At 62.8% G+C, this 16,922-nt stretch carries 15 protein-coding genes; 3 read left to right on the top strand and 12 right to left on the bottom strand.

Going from position 1 to position 16,922, the window contains the following annotated elements; all coding sequences use genetic code 11:
* Positions 1-3: 3 nt before the first annotated feature.
* Together ACP7E3_RS00315 and ACP7E3_RS00320 are read right to left on the bottom strand one after the other, a co-directional pair.
* Positions 4-162, bottom strand: a complete 159-nt coding sequence (locus ACP7E3_RS00315; RefSeq protein WP_010207008.1) for a YqaE/Pmp3 family membrane protein — start codon at positions 160-162, stop codon at positions 4-6.
* A gap of 182 nt (positions 163-344) precedes the next feature.
* Entirely contained in the window at positions 345-1,613 is a 1,269-nt protein-coding gene (locus ACP7E3_RS00320) for an aspartate aminotransferase family protein (RefSeq protein WP_046381844.1), read from the bottom strand.
* A gap of 209 nt (positions 1,614-1,822) precedes the next feature.
* Between ACP7E3_RS00320 and ACP7E3_RS00325 the strand changes: the two genes are divergently transcribed.
* Entirely contained in the window at positions 1,823-2,722 is a 900-nt protein-coding gene (locus ACP7E3_RS00325) for a LysR family transcriptional regulator (RefSeq protein WP_046381843.1), read from the top strand.
* Between the two features lie 226 nt (positions 2,723-2,948).
* Here the strand turns inward: ACP7E3_RS00325 and ACP7E3_RS00330 are convergent, their stop codons facing one another.
* The 10 genes from ACP7E3_RS00330 to bioB all read right to left on the bottom strand — a co-directional run bounded on the left by ACP7E3_RS00330 (position 2,949) and on the right by bioB (position 15,242).
* Positions 2,949-4,727, bottom strand: a complete 1,779-nt coding sequence (locus ACP7E3_RS00330) for an acyl-CoA dehydrogenase C-terminal domain-containing protein (RefSeq protein ID WP_046381842.1) — start codon at positions 4,725-4,727, stop codon at positions 2,949-2,951.
* A gap of 122 nt (positions 4,728-4,849) precedes the next feature.
* Positions 4,850-6,619 carry an acyl-CoA dehydrogenase C-terminal domain-containing protein gene (locus ACP7E3_RS00335; RefSeq protein WP_426122098.1) on the bottom strand — a complete coding sequence of 590 codons (1,770 nt, stop codon included), beginning with the start codon at positions 6,617-6,619 and terminating at the stop codon, positions 4,850-4,852.
* Positions 6,620-6,709: 90 nt separating this feature from the next.
* Positions 6,710-7,999 (bottom strand): GGDEF domain-containing protein, encoded by a 1,290-nt coding sequence (locus ACP7E3_RS00340; RefSeq protein ID WP_057005403.1) that lies wholly within the window; start codon positions 7,997-7,999, stop codon positions 6,710-6,712.
* 204 nt (positions 8,000-8,203) lie between these two features.
* Positions 8,204-10,009 (bottom strand): phenylacyl-CoA dehydrogenase, encoded by a 1,806-nt coding sequence (locus tag ACP7E3_RS00345; RefSeq protein WP_046381839.1) that lies wholly within the window; start codon positions 10,007-10,009, stop codon positions 8,204-8,206.
* 249 nt (positions 10,010-10,258) lie between these two features.
* The gene (locus ACP7E3_RS00350; protein WP_046381838.1) at positions 10,259-10,540 is read right to left on the bottom strand and encodes a hypothetical protein; all 282 of its coding nucleotides are present in this window, start codon (positions 10,538-10,540) and stop codon (positions 10,259-10,261) included.
* 104 nt (positions 10,541-10,644) lie between these two features.
* Positions 10,645-11,325, bottom strand: coding sequence for a dethiobiotin synthase (bioD, locus tag ACP7E3_RS00355; RefSeq protein WP_046381837.1), 681 nt, complete (start codon positions 11,323-11,325; stop codon positions 10,645-10,647).
* Positions 11,322-12,134 (bottom strand): malonyl-ACP O-methyltransferase BioC, encoded by an 813-nt coding sequence (gene bioC, locus ACP7E3_RS00360; RefSeq protein WP_426122099.1) that lies wholly within the window; start codon positions 12,132-12,134, stop codon positions 11,322-11,324. Before bioC ends, bioD begins: the two co-directional genes overlap by 4 nt.
* A complete protein-coding gene (locus ACP7E3_RS00365) occupies positions 12,127-12,858 on the bottom strand; it encodes an alpha/beta fold hydrolase (RefSeq protein WP_426122100.1) in 732 nt (243 codons plus the stop codon). Before ACP7E3_RS00365 ends, bioC begins: the two co-directional genes overlap by 8 nt.
* Positions 12,851-14,032: an 8-amino-7-oxononanoate synthase gene (bioF, locus tag ACP7E3_RS00370; RefSeq protein ID WP_017847845.1), complete on the bottom strand. Its 1,182-nt coding sequence runs from the start codon at positions 14,030-14,032 to the stop codon at positions 12,851-12,853. Before bioF ends, ACP7E3_RS00365 begins: the two co-directional genes overlap by 8 nt.
* 154 nt (positions 14,033-14,186) lie before the next feature.
* Positions 14,187-15,242 carry a biotin synthase BioB gene (bioB, locus tag ACP7E3_RS00375; RefSeq protein WP_017847846.1) on the bottom strand — a complete coding sequence of 352 codons (1,056 nt, stop codon included), beginning with the start codon at positions 15,240-15,242 and terminating at the stop codon, positions 14,187-14,189.
* Between the two features lie 92 nt (positions 15,243-15,334).
* Between bioB and ACP7E3_RS00380 the strand changes: the two genes are divergently transcribed.
* Positions 15,335-16,072 carry a ComF family protein gene (locus ACP7E3_RS00380; protein WP_102618135.1) on the top strand — a complete coding sequence of 246 codons (738 nt, stop codon included), beginning with the start codon at positions 15,335-15,337 and terminating at the stop codon, positions 16,070-16,072.
* A 58-nt stretch (positions 16,073-16,130) separates the two neighbouring features.
* Positions 16,131-16,895 carry a TOBE domain-containing protein gene (locus ACP7E3_RS00385; RefSeq protein ID WP_126585116.1) on the top strand — a complete coding sequence of 255 codons (765 nt, stop codon included), beginning with the start codon at positions 16,131-16,133 and terminating at the stop codon, positions 16,893-16,895.
* Positions 16,896-16,922: the final 27 nt, after the last annotated feature.

The following is a 16,922-nucleotide window of genomic DNA, read 5'->3' on the forward strand; positions in this document are numbered from 1 at the left end:
GCCTCAGCGCTTGGCGATGATGTACACCGCGTGAATGATGCCTGGGAAGTAACCGCACAAGGTCAGCAGAATATTCAGCCAGAACGCGCCGGCGAAACCCACTTGCAGGAACACACCCAGTGGCGGCAACAGAATGGCGATGATGATACGAATGATGTCCATGGGTTCAGCTCCTGAAAATCGGCTCGTGTGAGCCGTCTAGCTAATCGACCTTGGACGTTCGTGAGGGTTCAGTAGGATCTGGCACCGCGACCATCGTTCGCTGCACAAAAAAAAACGCCCCCAGCCAAAAAAAACAAGCTGGGGGCGCCGCGTATACCGCGAGACGGTTCAGGAATAAGGGGTCAGACGGCGATGCCCTTGCGGCATTGCAGTTGTGCGGTGCGTACCCGGGAAAAGGCGTGCCCCAGGCGCAGGAGCATTTCGTCGATGTTGCTTTTGCTCACCGTCAGGGCCGGGGTGAAGCGCAGGCAGTTGGGTTGCGGGGCGTTGAGGATCAGTCCTTCGTCCAGAGCCGCTTTTACTACGGCATCCGCAGAATCATCCGATAACGTCAGTCCCCACATCAGGCCCTGGCCGCGCAGTTGACCGTGGCCATAGCGATAAGCCAGGCGAGCCAGACCTTCGCCGAGGTAACAACCAGACTCACGCACATGCTCGAAGAAGCCATGCCCCAGCACAGCATCGAGCACCGCCCCCCCGGCGCAGGCCATCAGCGCATTGCCATGATGGGTGCCTTCCAGCTCACCGACTTCAAAGCAACAAGCCTTGCCACGCGCCAGCAGTGCCGCCAGCGGTACGCCACCGCCCAGGCCTTTGCCGAGCGCAATGATGTCGGCGCGTACACCGTAGTACTCTTCGGCGAGCAAGGTGCCGCAACGGCCGATGCCGGTTTGCACTTCGTCGAGGATCAGCAGAATGCCCAGCTCGCGGCACAGCCGCTCGACACCCTTGAGGTAATGCTCGGTCGCCGGGATGACGCCGGCTTCGCTCTGGATCGGCTCGAGCATGATGGCAACGGTTTGCGCGTCAACGGCCGCGTGCAGCGCCGCCAGGTCGTTGAGCGGGACGTGACTGAAGCCCGGCAGTTGCGGTTCAAAGCGGTTTTCACGGCTGCTCGCCGAGGCCGACATCGCCGCGAAGCTGCGCCCATGGCAACCGTTGCTGGCGCTGATGATGCGATAAGCACCGCCGCGATACAGCTGACCCCACTTGCGCGCCAGTTTGATCGCCGCTTCGCAGGCTTCCGCGCCGCTGTTGAGCAAATACGCCTGGTCGCTGCCGGTGCGGTGGCACAGGCGGTCGACGAGGTTGAGTTGGGGACGGTTATGCAAGCCGTTACCGGGATTGATCAGCGCCTGGGCCTGATCGGCCAGGGCCCGGATCAATACCTGCGGGCTGTGGCCGAGGCTGTTGGCCGCGCAGCCCTGGCTGAAGTCCAGATAGGCGCGATCATCGCTGTCCCACAACCAGGAACCCTGGCCGCGCACAAAGACCTGCGGGGGGCGCGCTACGGTAGGCATCAGGCATCCACTGGGAAAATCTTCGCCACAAGCATCCAGGATCAGGTCATCCAGACTGGCCGCCGAGCGGCGCAAATTGAACAGGTTCACACTTTTCCTCCCATGGCAACCATGCCGTGGTCGGTGTACCCCGCAAAACCTACCTGGAGGTTTTTTGACTTGCCTATGCAAACACCATCAACATAAACGCTAATCATCGCCCGATCTGGCCCTGTAAGCCTTGTGGATAGGCGCTAGACTAGGCGTCTTGGGGGCCAACGGCCATTTCGATTTTCCAGCTTTTTCGATAAGAATTACTTATGGATTTTAAGCAACTGCGTTATTTCGTCGCGGTGTATGAGGAAGGCCACGTAGGCCGTGCCGCTGAGCGTCTGTCGATCTCCCAACCGGCCCTGTCACAGCAGATCCGCCAGCTCGAACAAAACCTCGATGTGAGCCTGTTCGAACGCAGCAGCAAGCGCCTGCTGCCGACCCTCGCGGCCCATACGTTATACAACCACGCCTTGCCGTTGATCGATGGCATGCAGCAAGCCGTGGAGGCGTTGCGCAACTTCAAGGGCCAGGCATTGCGCACCTTGGCCATCGGTGTGTTGCAAACCGTACACACCAGCCTGGTGCCGCAGATGCTGGAGCGTGTGCGCAAGGCCCAGCCGCACCTGGTGGTGCAAATCTACGAACTGACCGGGCTGGAGATTGAACGGCGCCTGCTCAATGGTTCGCTGGACATCGGCATCAGTTACCTGCCGCCCCGCCAGCCAGGGTTGCACGGCGTGCTGCTGTATGAAGATGAGCTGAAGGTGGTCATCCCGGAGGATCACCCCCTGCGTGAATTCAAGAAAGTCTCCCTGACACAAGCGGCCGAGTTGCCGATGTTGCTGCTCGGGGAGGAGTTTCAAATCCGGCAGATCTGGCAGGGCCAGCTATCCAACCTCGGGCGGCGCCCGCAGGTGCAGGCGGAGTTGAATACCATGGTGGGGATTCTCGACAGCCTGCCGCATACCAAACTGGCCACGGTACTGCCGGGACGTTCCCAGGACCAACACAACAGCCAGGCGCTGCTGTGGAAACCCTTGAGTGAACCGAGGGTGCCGCTGAAAGTCGGGTTGGTGTGCCGCGATGTGCAGCGCCAGCAAGCGACGTTGGCACTGCTGCGCACCTTGCTGGAGGACGTGATGAACGCTCCGCAGGTGCCGGGCTGACTTTTTCGCGGGCAAAAGAAAACCCCGCCGAAGCGGGGCTTTGCAGACTGTTTCCCTGACATCCATTTCACTCCGCCATCCTGGCAGAATCCTACGTGTCCGTGTTGTTGCTTTGCGCTTCCTGCGCGACGTCCATGTGAAGTAGATTATCCGTGGATCCAATTTGGCGATAGAGGACGATTAGCAGCACGTCATGTAAGAGAATGCTTACAAAGCCTCTACACCCTTAGAACAGGGCCTCATCCAGCAAGAACAGCGATTCGCTACCGGCTTTTACCGACGCGCTCAACGACTGAATACGCGGCAGCAGACGGGCAAAGTAGAAACGTGCGGTGCCCAGCTTGCTGGCGTAGAAACCTTCCTCGGCTTCTTTGCCCAGCGCCGCCTTGGCCATCCTTGCCCACATGTAGGCGTAGGCCATGTAACCGAATGCATGCAAATACTCCACCGAGGCCGCACCGATTTCATTCGGGTTGCTCTTGGCACGGTCCAGCACCCAGGCCGTCAACTCATCCAGGCTATCCACCGCGGCATTGAGCGGCGCGGTGAACTCAGCCAGCTCCGCGCCCGCGGTGGCGGTGAACTGGCGGATCTCGTCGGCGAACAGGGTGTAGAACGCGCCGCCGCTGCCGACAATCTTGCGTCCCATCAGGTCCAGGGCCTGAATGCCGTTGGTGCCTTCGTAGATCTGGGTAATGCGTACATCACGCACCAATTGCTCCTGACCCCACTCGCGGATGTAACCGTGGCCGCCAAAGATTTGTTGGCCGAGCACCGTGGTTTCCAGGCCCAGATCGCTGAGGAATGCCTTGGCCACCGGGGTCAGCAAGGCCACCAGGTTATCCGCGCGCTCGCGGGCGGCGGCGTCTTCGCTGAACTTGGCGATATCCAGCTGCATCGCCACATATGTGGAGAATGCACGGCCGCCTTCGTTCGACGCCTTCATGGTCAACAGCATGCGACGCACGTCGGGGTGGACGATGATCGGGTCGGCGACTTTGTCCTTGGCCTGGGCACCGGTCGGCGCACGGCTCTGCAGGCGGTCGCGCGCATATTCAATCGCGTTCTGGTAGGACCGCTCACCGGACGCCAGGCCCTGGATGCCTACGCCCAGACGCTCGTAGTTCATCATGGTGAACATTGCCGCCAGGCCCCGGTTAGGCTCGCCCACCAGGTAACCCACGGCTTGGTCGAAGTTCATCACACAGGTCGCCGACGCTTGAATCCCCATCTTGTGTTCGATGGAGCCGCAGCTCACCGGGTTACGCGCGCCCAGGCTGCCGTCGGCATTGACCATGAACTTCGGCACCAGGAACAGCGAAATGCCCTTCGGCCCCGCAGGCGCATCCGGCAGTTTGGCCAGGACCAGGTGGATGATGTTCTCGGTGAGGTCGTGTTCGCCGCCGGTGATGAAGATCTTGGTGCCGCTGATGGTGTAGGAACCGTCCGCCTGAGGCTCGGCCTTGGTGCGGATAATGCCCAGATCGGTGCCGGCATGCGCCTCGGTCAGGCACATGGAACCGGCCCACTTGCCGGAGTACATATTCGGCAGGTAAGTGGCCTTGAGTGCTTCATTGGCGTGGGTGTTGATCGACACGCAGGCGCCAGAAGTCAGCATCGGGTACAGGCCAAACGCCAGGCTCGACGAGTTGATCATCTCTTCGACTTGCGCCGACACCGCCTTGGGCATGCCCATGCCGCCAAACGCCGGATCGCCGCCTACGCCCACCCAGCCGCCTTCGGCGTAGGTGGTGTAGGCCTGTGGAAAGCCGTCCGGGGTGCTGACAACGGTGTCGGCCCAGCGGCAGCCCTGTTCATCGCCGCTGCGGCTGAGCGGGGCGATGGATTTGGCGGTGACTTTACCGGCTTCTTCGAGGATTGCCTCAACGGTTTCGGCGTCGACAGTGTCTGCCAATGCCGGCAATTGGGCCCAAAGTGTGGCGACCTCAAAAACTTCGTTGAGGACGAAGCGCATATCACGCAACGGCGCTTTGTAATCAGCCATGGCAAACCTCGTGAGAACGTGAAAAGTAATTCGATAGGGTCGGTTTTACAGGCGCCGAGTGTACCCGAACAACTTTTCAGACACATAGGGTCCACTTTTGACTGATTGGTATTTTTAAGTCATCAGCCGCCGAATGCCTCCGCAGGCAGACTCATCAGGCACTCGCTGCCCGCTTGCACGGCAGCCCGATGGGTGGCAGTGCGCGGCAGCAGGCGCTTGAAGTAAAAGTCGCAGGTGGCCAGCTTGGCCTTGGCGAAGTCGGCATCGTCGTGGGTCTGCGCCGCGATCGCCATGCGCAGCCACAAATAGGCGAGGACGATGTAACCGCTGTACATCAAGTAGTCCACCGCGGCGGCGCCCACTTCGTCAGGGTTTTTCATCGCGGCCATGCCGACCTCGGTCGTCAGCTCGCCCCATTGCCGGTTCAGTTGATCGAGCTGCGCCACATACGCCTTGAGCTGCGCATGCTCGGCATTCGCCTCACAGAACTTATGCACAATCCGGGTAAAACCGCGCAGCAGCTTGCCCTGGCTGCCCAACACCTTGCGCCCCAGCAAGTCGAGCGCCTGGATGCCGTTGGTGCCTTCGTAGATCGACGCAATGCGGCAATCGCGCACCAACTGCTCCATGCCCCACTCGCGAATAAAACCATGGCCGCCGAACACCTGCATGCCGTGGTTGGTCACTTCCAGCCCGGTGTCGGTCATGAAGGCTTTGCAGATCGGCGTGAGGAATGCCAACAGGTCTTCGGCCTCCTGGCGCTGGCCGGCGTCGGCGCTCAAGTGCGCGGTGTCGAGCAGTTGCGCGGTGAAATAGGTGAGCGCCCGGTTGCCTTCGTTGAACGCCTTCATGGTCAGCAGCATGCGCCGCACGTCGGGATGGACGATGATCGGGTCGGCGGCTTTTTCCGGGGCCTTGGCGCCGGTCAGCGCGCGCATTTGCAGGCGGTCGTTGGCGTACCTGATCGCGCCCTGGAAGCTCGCTTCGCCGTTGCACAGCCCTTGCATCCCGGTGCCGAGGCGCGCGTGGTTCATCATGGTGAACATGCAGTTGAGGCCTTTGTTCGCCTCGCCGATCAAAAAGCCCTTGGCCCCGTCGAAGTTCAGCACGCAGGTGGCCGAGGCCTTGATCCCCATCTTGTGCTCGATGGAGCCGCAATGCACCGCGTTGCGCTCGCCCGAATCGGCATGGAACTTGGGCACGATAAACAGCGAGATGCCTTTGGTGCCGGCCGGGGCGTCCGGCAGCTTGGCCAGCACCAGGTGGATGATGTTGGTGCTCAGGTCGTGCTCACCGGCAGAGATGAAGATCTTGCTGCCGCTGACCGCATAGCTGCCATCCGCCTGGGGCACGGCGCGGGTCTTGATCAGGCCCAGGTCGGTGCCGCAGTGGGCTTCGGTCAGGCACATGGTGCCGGTCCATTCGCCAGCGGTGAGTTTGCTCAGGTAGGTGGCTTTCTGTTCGGCGCTGCCGTGGGCGTGGATCGCCGACATCGCGCCGTGGGTCAGCCCCGGGTACATGCCCCAGGAGGTGTTGCTGGAGCCGATCATTTCGCTGAGCACCAACCCCAGGGATTGCGGCAGGCCTTGACCGCCGTAGGCCGGGTCGGCTGCCACGCCGTGCCAGCCGCCTTGCACATACTGAGCGAAGGCTTCCTTGAAGCCCTTGGGCGTGGTCACCACGCCTTTGTCGAAATGGCAGCCTTCTTCATCGCCGCTGCGGTTGAGCGGCGCGAGCACGTTCTCGCAGAATTTCGCACCTTCTTCGAGGATCGCGCTGACCATGTCCGGGCTGGCGTCCGTCGCGCCGAGGGCGGCGTAGTGAGCGTGGAAATCAAACACGTTGTCGATCAGAAAGCGCATGTCGCGCAGGGGAGCTTTGTACTCAGGCATGGCGATGTCTCCGGCAGCAGATGGTTTCAACCTACTGCCGGCCACCGCCCCGGACAATCACTGTAGCGCCGCTGAATACAGCACCATCACTCAACCGGCAGCACTCTGCGTGCGTACCGCGCCACGGCGGGTTTGCCCGGCCGCAATCACGCAGTTACGCCCCGCGCCCTTGGCGGCATACAGCGCCTGGTCGGCGGATTTGAGCACCTCTTCGGAGGTGCGATGCTCGGCCTGGCGCTCGGCCACGCCGATGCTGACGGTCACCGAGACACTCGACGCACCGCTGCCCGCGCGCCGCTGGCGACCTTGCAGGTCATCCTGCGGGCGGTCCGGGTTGCGCAGCTTGATGTCGTAGTTGGCGATGATCTCGCGGATTTCTTCCAGGTGCGGCATGCATTCATCCAGGGTCTTGCCGGCAAACACCACGGCGAACTCTTCACCGCCATAACGGTAGGCGCGTCCGCCGCCATTGACCTTCGACAGCTTGCTGGCGACCAGGCGCAGCACCTGGTCGCCGACATCGTGGCCATGGGTGTCGTTGAAGCGCTTGAAGTGATCGACGTCGCTCATCGCCAGCACATAGTTGCGCCCCAGTCGCTGCATGCGCTCATTGAGTGCGCGACGCCCCGGCAGGCCGGTCAACTCGTCACGAAACGCCATCTGATAGGCCTCGTGGGCCACCGCGGCCGCAATCATCAGCATCACCTGGCTGCACATGATGTTCAGAGTGAACGGCAGGATAAACGTCTGCGGCAACATCCAGAACAATCCCACCAGCCCCACCATCTGCGCCGCGTGCAGCGGGCGCGGCTGGTACCAGTATTGCGCCACCAGGGTCAGGAAACCGATCAGGAACATCGGGTACGACAGCTGGATCAGGCTCATCCAGGCGCCATGCAGCGCCGGCCAGCGAATTTCCGCCAGCCAGTTCAGCAGCGCCTGGGGATAACTTTGCTCCAGCGCCAACGCGACACTGCCGACCGCCAGCAGCACCGCACAGCGCGCGACAAAATCACGGAACAAGTGGGTTTTTTCCTGCCACAGCCCATAGAGGCCGAACAGCAGCGGCAGCAACAGGCAGCACAAGTGGAACACCACCGCGGCGTCTTCGCGCACGCGGCCGTTGTCGCGGTAGTAGTCGGTCTGGGTGTCGAGCAGGAAGTAGGCGATGTACACCGTGATCATCAGGAACAGTTCACGCTGGCGACGATAGACCGCGCAATACGAACCGCCGAGCAACAGCACCAGGGTCGGCAACACGTTGAACAGCGAGGTGAAGAAGACGTTGAGGTCCTTGACATACGCAGCCGAGAGCCCGGCCAGTAACAGCAGCAATGAAGGGAGGAAATGACTGAAACGTAAAGCGGACGCGCGTGACAAGGGTAAAACTCCGACCCGCCAGGAATGATGGCACTGTGCCTTACTCCAGACAGTTAAACATACCCTGCCCGGCCTGTATCACATTGCCATCACTGTAACGGCAGCCAATCGCAATCCCTGAGCGCCCCGCTGCGTTTTTTATCGGCAAAAAAAAACCGTCGCCCCCAACAGGAGCGACGGTTTTTCAAGTGGGCTCGGTGAGGCTTAGTAAGCCAGGCCGAAGTCCTCTTCTTTCATGTCCATCAGGTTATTGGCGCCCGACAGCATGGTGGCCACGTGAGTACGGGTACGCGGCAGGATGCGCTGGAAGTAGAAGCGCGCGGTCTGCAGCTTGGCGGTGTAGAACGCCGCTTCGCTGGTGCCGGCGGCCAGTTTCTCGGCCGCCAGGCGTGCCATGTCGGCCCAGAAGTAAGCCAGGCAGGCGTAACCGGAGTACATCAGGTAGTCCACCGACGCGGCACCGACTTCTTCACGGTCTTTCATCGCCGCCATGCCGACCTTCATGGTCAACTCGCCCCACTCTTTGTTCAGCGCGGCCAGCGGTGTCACGAACTCTTTGACCGCTTCGTTGCCTTCGTTGGCTTGGCAGAACTTGTGGACGATCTTGGTGAAGCCCTTCAGCGCTTCGCCTTGGGTCATCAGCACTTTACGGCCGAGCAGGTCCAGCGCCTGGATGCCGGTGGTGCCTTCGTACAGCATCGAAATGCGGCTGTCGCGCACGTTCTGCTCCATGCCCCACTCGGCGATGAAGCCGTGACCGCCGTAGATCTGCACGCCGTGGTTGGCGGACTCGAAGCCGACTTCGGTCATGAACGCCTTGGCGATCGGGGTCATGAAGGCCAGCAGGCCATCGGCCTGTTTCTTGGCTTCGTCGTCGGTGCCGTACTTGACGATGTCCACTTGCTTGGCGGTGAAGTACACCATCGCACGGTTACCTTCGGCGAAGGCTTTCATGGTCAGCAGCATGCGGCGCACGTCGGGGTGGACGATGATCGGGTCGGCCGCTTTGTCCGGCGCTTTCGGGCCGGTCAGGGAACGCATTTGCAGGCGATCGCGAGCGTATTTCAGGCCGCCCTGGAAGCCGATCTCGGCGTGGGCCAGGCCTTGCAGCGCGGTGCCCAGGCGAGCGGTGTTCATAAAGGTGAACATGCAGTTCAGGCCTTTGTTCGCCGGGCCGATCAGAAAACCGGTGGCTGCGTCGAAGTTCATCACGCAGGTGGCGTTACCGTGGATGCCCATCTTGTGTTCCAGGGAACCGCAGGTCACCGCGTTGCGCGCACCGATCGAGCCATCGGCGTTCGGCAGGAATTTGGGCACGATGAACAGCGAGATGCCTTTGGTACCGGCCGGTGCGTCCGGCAGGCGGGCCAGGACGATATGGACGATGTTGTCGGCCATGTCGTGTTCGCCGGCCGAGATGAAGATCTTGGTGCCGGAGACTTTGTAGGTGCCGTCGGCCTGAGGTTCGGCCTTGGTGCGCAGCATGCCCAGGTCGGTGCCGCAGTGAGGCTCGGTCAGGCACATGGTGCCGGTCCATTCGCCCGACACCAGCTTGGTCAGGTAGGCGTCTTGTTGCTCGGGGGTGCCGTGCTCGGAGATGGTGTTCATCGCGCCATGGGACAGGCCTGGGTACATGCCCCACGACCAGTTGGCTTCGCCGACCATTTCGCTGACCGCCAGGCCCAGGGATTCCGGCAGGCCTTGGCCACCGTGCTCCACGTCGTGGGCCAGGCTCGGCCAGCCGCCTTCGACAAACTGTTTGTAGGCTTCTTTGAAACCAGTAGGGGTTTTAACGCCTGACTCGCTCCAGGTACACCCTTCGATGTCACCCACGCGGTTCAACGGTGCCAGTACTTGCTCACAAAACTTGGCGCCTTCTTCAAGAATGGCGTCAACCATGTCCGGAGTAGCGTCCTGGCAAGCCGGCAGGCTTTGATAATGCGCTTCATAGCCGAGCAGTTCGTCACGAACGAAGCGAATATCACGCAAGGGGGCCTTGTAGTCAGGCATAGCGATAAACCTCTGCTGATGTGTCTGGGATGAACAACCGCGTGGGATTTGTTATGGCGGTCAAACAGGTGTTTGAAACATACGTTTACGACCTGGGGATGTCAAGCGTCGTCCCGCTGCCGTTTGTCATGACACCGCTCAAGAGCGCGCACGACGATGCCTGCGGCGAGGCGCCACAAGGGTTATCGGGAAAAAGGCGAAGGTGCAGGCGCGAGCGGTGTGCCTGGCACACCGCGTTGCTTCAGGGGGTCAGGCGAAGGTGTCGATCAACGTGCCGAGCATTTCATCGGAAGCCTTGGCGACTTTCGCGCCCAGCTCCACCTGAAACTTGCCTTGGGCCATTTCGACCATATTGCTCGCCGAGTTGGTCGGCTGGGCGCGGTCATTGGCCTGCAGCAGGTCGCTCTGGGCGTCCGACGGCTGGGTAGTGGCGGCGCTGGCAATCCTGCCGGCGGCCTGGTCGACGCGGCTCTGCCCGGCCTGAATGGTGCTCAGGCCTGAATAAAACGCGCTGCTGCCAGAGATTTCCATGGCGTGGACCTGCTGAGAGAATCGTGAAGTTGAATTGAAACAGACATCCGGGCAAAAGGCCCGTCAAAAACACTAATGGCATAATGCCTTATCGATAGCCAAAATCAGTCAAGCAAGTCCAAGTGCAGGTACTCAGCCACCGCGGCGCTGCTGGCGTGCTTGAGTTTGGGCACCCGGCCCAGGCACGGCGCGGGCAAGCGTTCGGCCAGGGTGGCGAGGTTTTCTTCCAGACGAGAGGTCTTCGGCTCGATGATATTCGCCACCCAACCGGCCAGCGGCAGGCCATCGCGCGCGATCGCTTCGGCGGTGAGCAGGGCATGGCTGATGCACCCCAGGCGCACGCCCACCACCAGGATCACCGGCAATTGCAGCGCCATGGCCAGGTCGGACAGGTTGTCCTGGTCGGCCAACGGCACGCGCCAGCCGCCCGCGCCTTCGATCAGGGTGAAATCCGCTTTTCGCGCCAGGATCTGTTGCATGGGTTTGAGCAGCGATTGCACCGTCAGCGCAACGCCCGCCTCGCGCGCGGCCAGGTGCGGCGCGATGGCCGGCTCGAACGCCACCGGGTTGACCTCGGCGTAGCTCAACGGCAACGAACACTCGGCCAGCAGTGCCAGCGCATCGGCGTTGCGCAAGCCTTTGGCGGTGACCTGGCAACCGGAAGCCACCGGCTTGCCGGCGGCGGTGCTTTTGCCGGCCAGGCGCGCGGCATGCAGCAGGCCGGCGGCGATGGTGGTCTTGCCGACATCGGTATCGGTGCCGGTGATGAAATAAGCGGCGTTCATAGAGGCTTCTCCAGTACGGCGTACACCACTTGGTAGGTGGCCGGCAGGCCCTGGGCCTGGCGGAACTGCTCGTAGGCGTCGATCAGTGCAACAATCCGCGCGCGGCCCGTCAACCCTCCCGGCCGCCCCGGGTTGAGATTGTGCGCGCCAAGCGCTTTCAATTCGTGGGTCAGGCTGCGCACATCCGGGTAATGCAACACATGAGCACGCCGCTCCAGGCTCCGCACCTTGAAGCCACTGGTCGCGCACAGCTGTTGATAGGCTTCGAAGCTGCGGAAGCGGTTGACGTGGACCCGCCCGTCCACCGCCCGCCAGCTTTCGCGCAACTCGTCCAATGTGCCCACGCACAAGCTGGCGAACGCCAGCACGCCGCCCGGCTGCAGCACGCGATGGGCTTCGCTGAGCACCGCCGCGAAATCCGCGCACCATTGCACCGCCAGGCTGGAGAAGATCAACCCGCAGCTGGCCGCCTGCAACGGCAGGCGCTCGGCGTCACCGGCGATGAAATGCTGCGCGCCGCCCAACGGCCGCGCATGGTCGAGCATGCCTTGGGCAATATCCAGCGCCACGCCTTGGCCGGCCGGCAGCCGTTCGCCCAGCACGCGGCTGAAATAACCGGTGCCGCAGCCCATGTCCAACCAGCGCTGCGCACTGCAGGCCGGCGGCAGACGGGTCAGCAATTCATGCCCCACCGCGCGCTGCAACTCGGCCACGCTGTCGTAACTGGCGGCGGCACGGGAAAAGGAGGCCGCCACCTGGCGCTTGTCCGGCAACGCGCCTGGCAGGCAGGCATGGGCTAAATCAGTCATCAACGCACTCGTGCAAAAAAGCCTGGATGGCCCCCGCTACACCGTGGGGGTCCTCCAGGAGAACAGCGTGGCCGGCCTGTTCAATCAGGCCGATTTCGACATCGGGCAGCAGGCTCAGCAGGTCGCTGGCGGCTTCGGCGGGCACCAATTCATCCAGGCCCGCGAACAGGTGCAATTGCGGGCCGCGGAAGGCCACCAAGGCGTCGCGGGTATCCAGTTGGGCAAGCAGCTCGAGGCCGTTCATCAACACGTTCGACGGCGTCTGTGGTGCCGCGCTGGTCAGCAGACGCGCCAAGCCGCGAGGGTCCGCGGCGCCTTTGGCGCACAACAGGCCGAAGCGCTTGAGGGTGACCGGGACGTCGGCGTGGCAACCGGCGAGGAACGCCTCGAAGGTTGCGCCGGGCATCGCGTTCGGCCAACTATCACGGGCGACGAAACACGGGTTGCTCGCCAGGGTCAGCAACCCACAACAACGCTCGCCGCGCCGCGCGGCCAGCTCGGAAGCGAGCATGCCGCCCAACGACCAGCCACCGAGCCAGGCGTCGTCCGGCAGGCTCGCGTCGAGTTCGTCGAGCCATTCATCCAGGTCGCTGGAGGCCAACGCCGGCAACGGCTCGACCTGTACGCGCAGGTGCTCGTTCAGGCCGTGCAGGGCGGCGGCCAACGGCTCCAGCGGCGACACGCCGAGGCCCCAGCCGGGCAGCAGGATCAAGCGATCACGCATGGTCGGGCTCCGTCGTACCGGACAAGCGGAAACACGCTTCCAATGCGTTTAACAATAGCTGCACCTGCGCCGCGCTGTGGGCCGCGGTCAGCGTCACGCGCAAACGGGCGCTGCCGGCGGGCACGGTGGGTGGGCGGATCGCGGTGACCATCAGGCCGCGCTCGCGCAACATCCGCGACAACGCCATGGCCTTGGCACTGTCGCCGATCAGGATCGGCTGAATCGGCGTGAAACTGTCCATCAGCGTCAGGCCGATCTGCTCGGCACCGTGGCGGAACTGGCGGATCAGGCCGTTGAGGTGCTCGCGCCGCCAATGCTCGGTGCGCAGCAGCTCCAGGCTTTTGAGGGTGGCGCAGGCCAGGGCCGGGGGTTGGCTGGTGGTGTAGATGTAGGGCCGGGCGAACTGGATCAGGCTTTCGATCAAATCGTCACTGCCCGCGACAAAGGCGCCCGCAGTGCCGAACGCTTTGCCCAGGGTGCCGACCAGCACCGGCACATCCGCCTGGCTCAGGCCGAAATGCTCGACGATACCGCCGCCGTTCGCGCCCAACGGGCCGAAACCGTGGGCATCGTCCACCATCAACCAGGCGCCTTTGGCCCGCGCTTCACGGGCCAGCGCCGGCAAGTCGGCGAGGTTGCCGTCCATGCTGAACACGCCATCGGTGACCACCAGAGTATTGCCGGTGGCTTTCTCCAGGCGCTTGGCCAGGCTGGCGGCGTCGTTGTGCAGGTAGCGATTGAAGCGCGCCCCGGACAGCAGGCCGGCATCCAGCAATGAAGCATGGTTGAGGCGGTCTTCCAGCACCGTATCGCCCTGCCCCACCAGCGCCGTGACCGCGCCGAGGTTGGCCATGTAACCGGTGGTAAACAACAACGCACGCGGGCGTCCGGTGAAGTCGGCCAGGGCTTCTTCCAGCGCATGGTGCGGCGTGGCATGCCCGACCACCAGGTGCGAAGCGCCACCGCCCACGCCCCAACGGGACGCACCGGCACGCCAGGCCTCGATCACCTGCGGGTGATTGGCCAGGCCCAGGTAATCGTTACTGCAGAACGCCAGTAACGGTTGACCGTCCACCACCACTTCCGGGCCTTGCGGGCTGTCCAGCAGAGGGCGTTGGCGGTAAAGGTGTTCGGCACGACGGGCAGCGAGACGCGCGGCGAGATCGAAAGACATGCAGGCCTCGGCAGATCAGAGAAATGTAAGACAGGGCGCGATCCCCTGTGGGAGCTGGCTTGCCTGCGATAGCGGCAGGACTGTCACCACCGAAGTGTCAGAAAGACCGCTATCGCAGGCAAGCCAGCTCCCACATTTGGATCGCCGTGGTGCTTTAAACCGCGGCGTTGTAGAACTGCTCGCTGCTTTTCTGTTCCACCAGCGCTTGCTCGATCGCCGCCTGGTGGACTTCGTCGGCGTGCTCTTCCCGCGCTTCCGGCAAGATGCCCAGGCGCGAGAACAGTTGCATGTCCTTGTCGGCCTGCGGGTTGGCGGTGGTCAGCAGTTTGTCGCCGTAGAAGATCGAGTTGGCGCCAGCAAAGAACGCCAGGGCCTGCATCTGCTCGTTCATCGCCTCACGGCCGGCCGACAGGCGCACATGGGACTGCGGCATCAGGATGCGCGCCACCGCCAGCATGCGGATAAAGTCGAACGGGTCGATCTCCTCGGCGTTTTCCAGCGGCGTGCCCGCCACCTTCACCAGCATATTGATCGGCACCGATTCCGGATGCTCCGGCAGGTTGGCCAGCTGGATCAGCAGGTTGGCGCGGTCGTCGAGGGACTCGCCCATGCCGAGAATGCCGCCGGAGCAGATCTTCATCCCCGAATCACGCACGTAGGCCAGGGTTTGCAGGCGCTCGGCGTAGGTGCGGGTGGTGATGATCGAGCCGTAGAACTCCGGCGACGTGTCGAGGTTGTGGTTGTAGTAGTCGAGGCCGGCCTGGGCCAGGGCTTCGGTCTGGTCCTGGTCGAGACGGCCGAGGGTCATGCAGGTTTCCAGGCCCATGGCCTTCACGCCTTTGACCATCTGCAGCACGTAGGGCATGTCTTTGGCCGACGGATGTTTCCACGCCGCGCCCATGCAGAAGCGGGTCGAACCGATGGCCTTGGCGCGGGCCGCCTCTTCGAGGACCTTCTGCACTTCCATCAGCTTTTCTTTTTCCAGGCCGGTGTTGTAGTGGCCCGACTGCGGACAATATTTGCAATCTTCCGGGCAGGCGCCGGTCTTGATCGACAGCAGGGTCGACACCTGCACACGGTTCGCATCGAAATGCGCGCGGTGCACGGTCTGCGCCTGGAACAACAGGTCATTGAACGGTTGCACGAACAGTGCTTTGACTTCGGCCAAGGACCAATCGTGACGCAGGGTGGCAGTGGTGCTGGCGCTCATGGGCGATTCCTTGATTATGCTTTGGCAAACGCTGTGGGAAGGGCAATACCCACAGGCACGACACGGATGCTCGGCATATTTAAGGAAGATTCATGCACTGTCAACCTGGATACAAACACCAAGTTTACATATGGTCAAAAAACGTACAGCACTGTTTAATCTGCGATGAAGCCACTGAGTCGGCCGATTGTGTGTGCAACGCCTGCGAAACCGAGCTGCCCTGGCTGATGGAGCAGTGCGAGGTCTGCGCCCTGCCCCTGCCGCTGGACGGTCTGATCTGCGGCCAATGCCAGAAACACCCGCCAGCCTTTAAACAGGTCATCGCCGCCTGGCGCTACAGCTTCCCCGTCGATAGCCTGATCAGCCGCTTCAAGCATCAGGCGCGCTGGCCCCTCGGGCATCTGCTGGGGCGCTTGCTGGGACGCCATCTGCAACACCGCTTCGACAACGCCGAACTGCCGCGCCCCGACTGCCTGCTGCCGGTGCCCATGGCGCGCAAACGCCTGCGCGAGCGCGGTTATAACCAGGCGTTGATGCTGGCACGCTGGCTCAGCGCCGAACTGCACATTGCCTACAATGAACACCTGTTGTTACGCCCCAGTGAAACCGTCGCGCAACAGGCGCTCGACGCCAAGAGCCGCCAACGCAACCTGCGCGGCGCCTTCGCCCTGGCGCGCGACATACCGGTACACGACCGCCACTTTGCGCTGGTCGACGACGTGCTCACCACCGGTGCGACCGCCCATAGCCTGGCACGTCTGTTGATGGAGGCCGGAGCGCGGCAGGTCGACGTGTACTGCCTGGCGCGCACGCCCAAACCGGGTGCCTGACTTGACTCCGGCCGGCCTTGCCCGCAACGTTCCGCTCATCTCATCGAAGCGTAACCCCATGTCTCTGCCGACCTCCCTCAGCCAACACATCATCCGTCGCCCGCAGCGCATCGCTTTGCTGGCGCATATCGCCGAGCAGGGCTCGATCACCCGCGCGGCGAAAAGCGCCGGCTTGAGCTACAAAGCGGCCTGGGACGCCATCGACGAACTGAACAACCTCGCGCAAAACCCGTTGGTGGAACGCAGCGTCGGCGGCAAGGGCGGCGGCGGCGCCAGGCTGACGGCCGAAGGCGAGCGCGTGCTGCGTCTCTATCAGCGCCTGCAAGTGTTACAGGCCGAAGTGCTCGGCTCGGACGAAGCTGCCAGCGACTTCAACCTGCTGGGCCGCCTGATGCTGCGCACCAGTGCGCGCAACCAACTGCATGGCCAGGTCGTCGCCATCGAGCGTCACGGCCGCAATGATCTGATCCGCCTGCAACTGGCCGGCGGCCTGAGCCTGAGCGCGCAGATCACCCACGACAGCACGCAACGGCTGGAGCTGGAAGCCGGTGTCGAAGTGGTCGCCCTGATCAAGGCCGGCTGGCTGGAGGTGTGTGCCAGCCAGCACCCAGAAACACCTGGACACAATTGCCTGATCGGCAGCGTCGACGCCATTCTCGACGCCGAGGACGGCCCCAGCGAAGTGCGAATCGCCCTGCCCAACGGCCAGGTACTTTGCGCCCTGGCCCAGCCCCACGCGCTCAAGGCCCTGGATGCCGCCGAAGGTCAGCCGATCCAGGTGCAATTCGCGCCGAGCAATGTATTGCTCGGCACGCCCGTCTAAGCGCCGGGCCTGCTGCGCCCGCCGTCA

This window comes from Pseudomonas sp. PSPC2-3, assembly GCF_049898265.1.
GTDB lineage: Bacteria > Pseudomonadota > Gammaproteobacteria > Pseudomonadales > Pseudomonadaceae > Aquipseudomonas > Aquipseudomonas veronii.

What these genes read in the sequence shown, in the direction of transcription:
- ACP7E3_RS00315 (WP_010207008.1), bottom strand. Translation starts at nt 162, where the DNA reads ATGGACATCATTCGTATCATCATCGCCATTCTGTTGCCGCCACTGGGT.
- ACP7E3_RS00325 (WP_046381843.1), top strand. Translation starts at nt 1,823, where the DNA reads ATGGATTTTAAGCAACTGCGTTATTTCGTCGCGGTGTATGAGGAAGGC.
- ACP7E3_RS00330 (WP_046381842.1), bottom strand. Translation starts at nt 4,727, where the DNA reads ATGGCTGATTACAAAGCGCCGTTGCGTGATATGCGCTTCGTCCTCAAC.
- ACP7E3_RS00335 (WP_426122098.1), bottom strand. Translation starts at nt 6,619, where the DNA reads ATGCCTGAGTACAAAGCTCCCCTGCGCGACATGCGCTTTCTGATCGAC.
- ACP7E3_RS00345 (WP_046381839.1), bottom strand. Translation starts at nt 10,009, where the DNA reads ATGCCTGACTACAAGGCCCCCTTGCGTGATATTCGCTTCGTTCGTGAC.
- ACP7E3_RS00350 (WP_046381838.1), bottom strand. Translation starts at nt 10,540, where the DNA reads ATGGAAATCTCTGGCAGCAGCGCGTTTTATTCAGGCCTGAGCACCATT.
- bioD (WP_046381837.1), bottom strand. Translation starts at nt 11,325, where the DNA reads ATGAACGCCGCTTATTTCATCACCGGCACCGATACCGATGTCGGCAAG.
- bioC (WP_426122099.1), bottom strand. Translation starts at nt 12,134, where the DNA reads ATGACTGATTTAGCCCATGCCTGCCTGCCAGGCGCGTTGCCGGACAAG.
- ACP7E3_RS00365 (WP_426122100.1), bottom strand. Translation starts at nt 12,858, where the DNA reads ATGCGTGATCGCTTGATCCTGCTGCCCGGCTGGGGCCTCGGCGTGTCG.
- bioF (WP_017847845.1), bottom strand. Translation starts at nt 14,032, where the DNA reads ATGTCTTTCGATCTCGCCGCGCGTCTCGCTGCCCGTCGTGCCGAACAC.
- bioB (WP_017847846.1), bottom strand. Translation starts at nt 15,242, where the DNA reads ATGAGCGCCAGCACCACTGCCACCCTGCGTCACGATTGGTCCTTGGCC.
- ACP7E3_RS00380 (WP_102618135.1), top strand. Translation starts at nt 15,335, where the DNA reads ATGCACTGTCAACCTGGATACAAACACCAAGTTTACATATGGTCAAAA.
- ACP7E3_RS00385 (WP_126585116.1), top strand. Translation starts at nt 16,131, where the DNA reads ATGTCTCTGCCGACCTCCCTCAGCCAACACATCATCCGTCGCCCGCAG.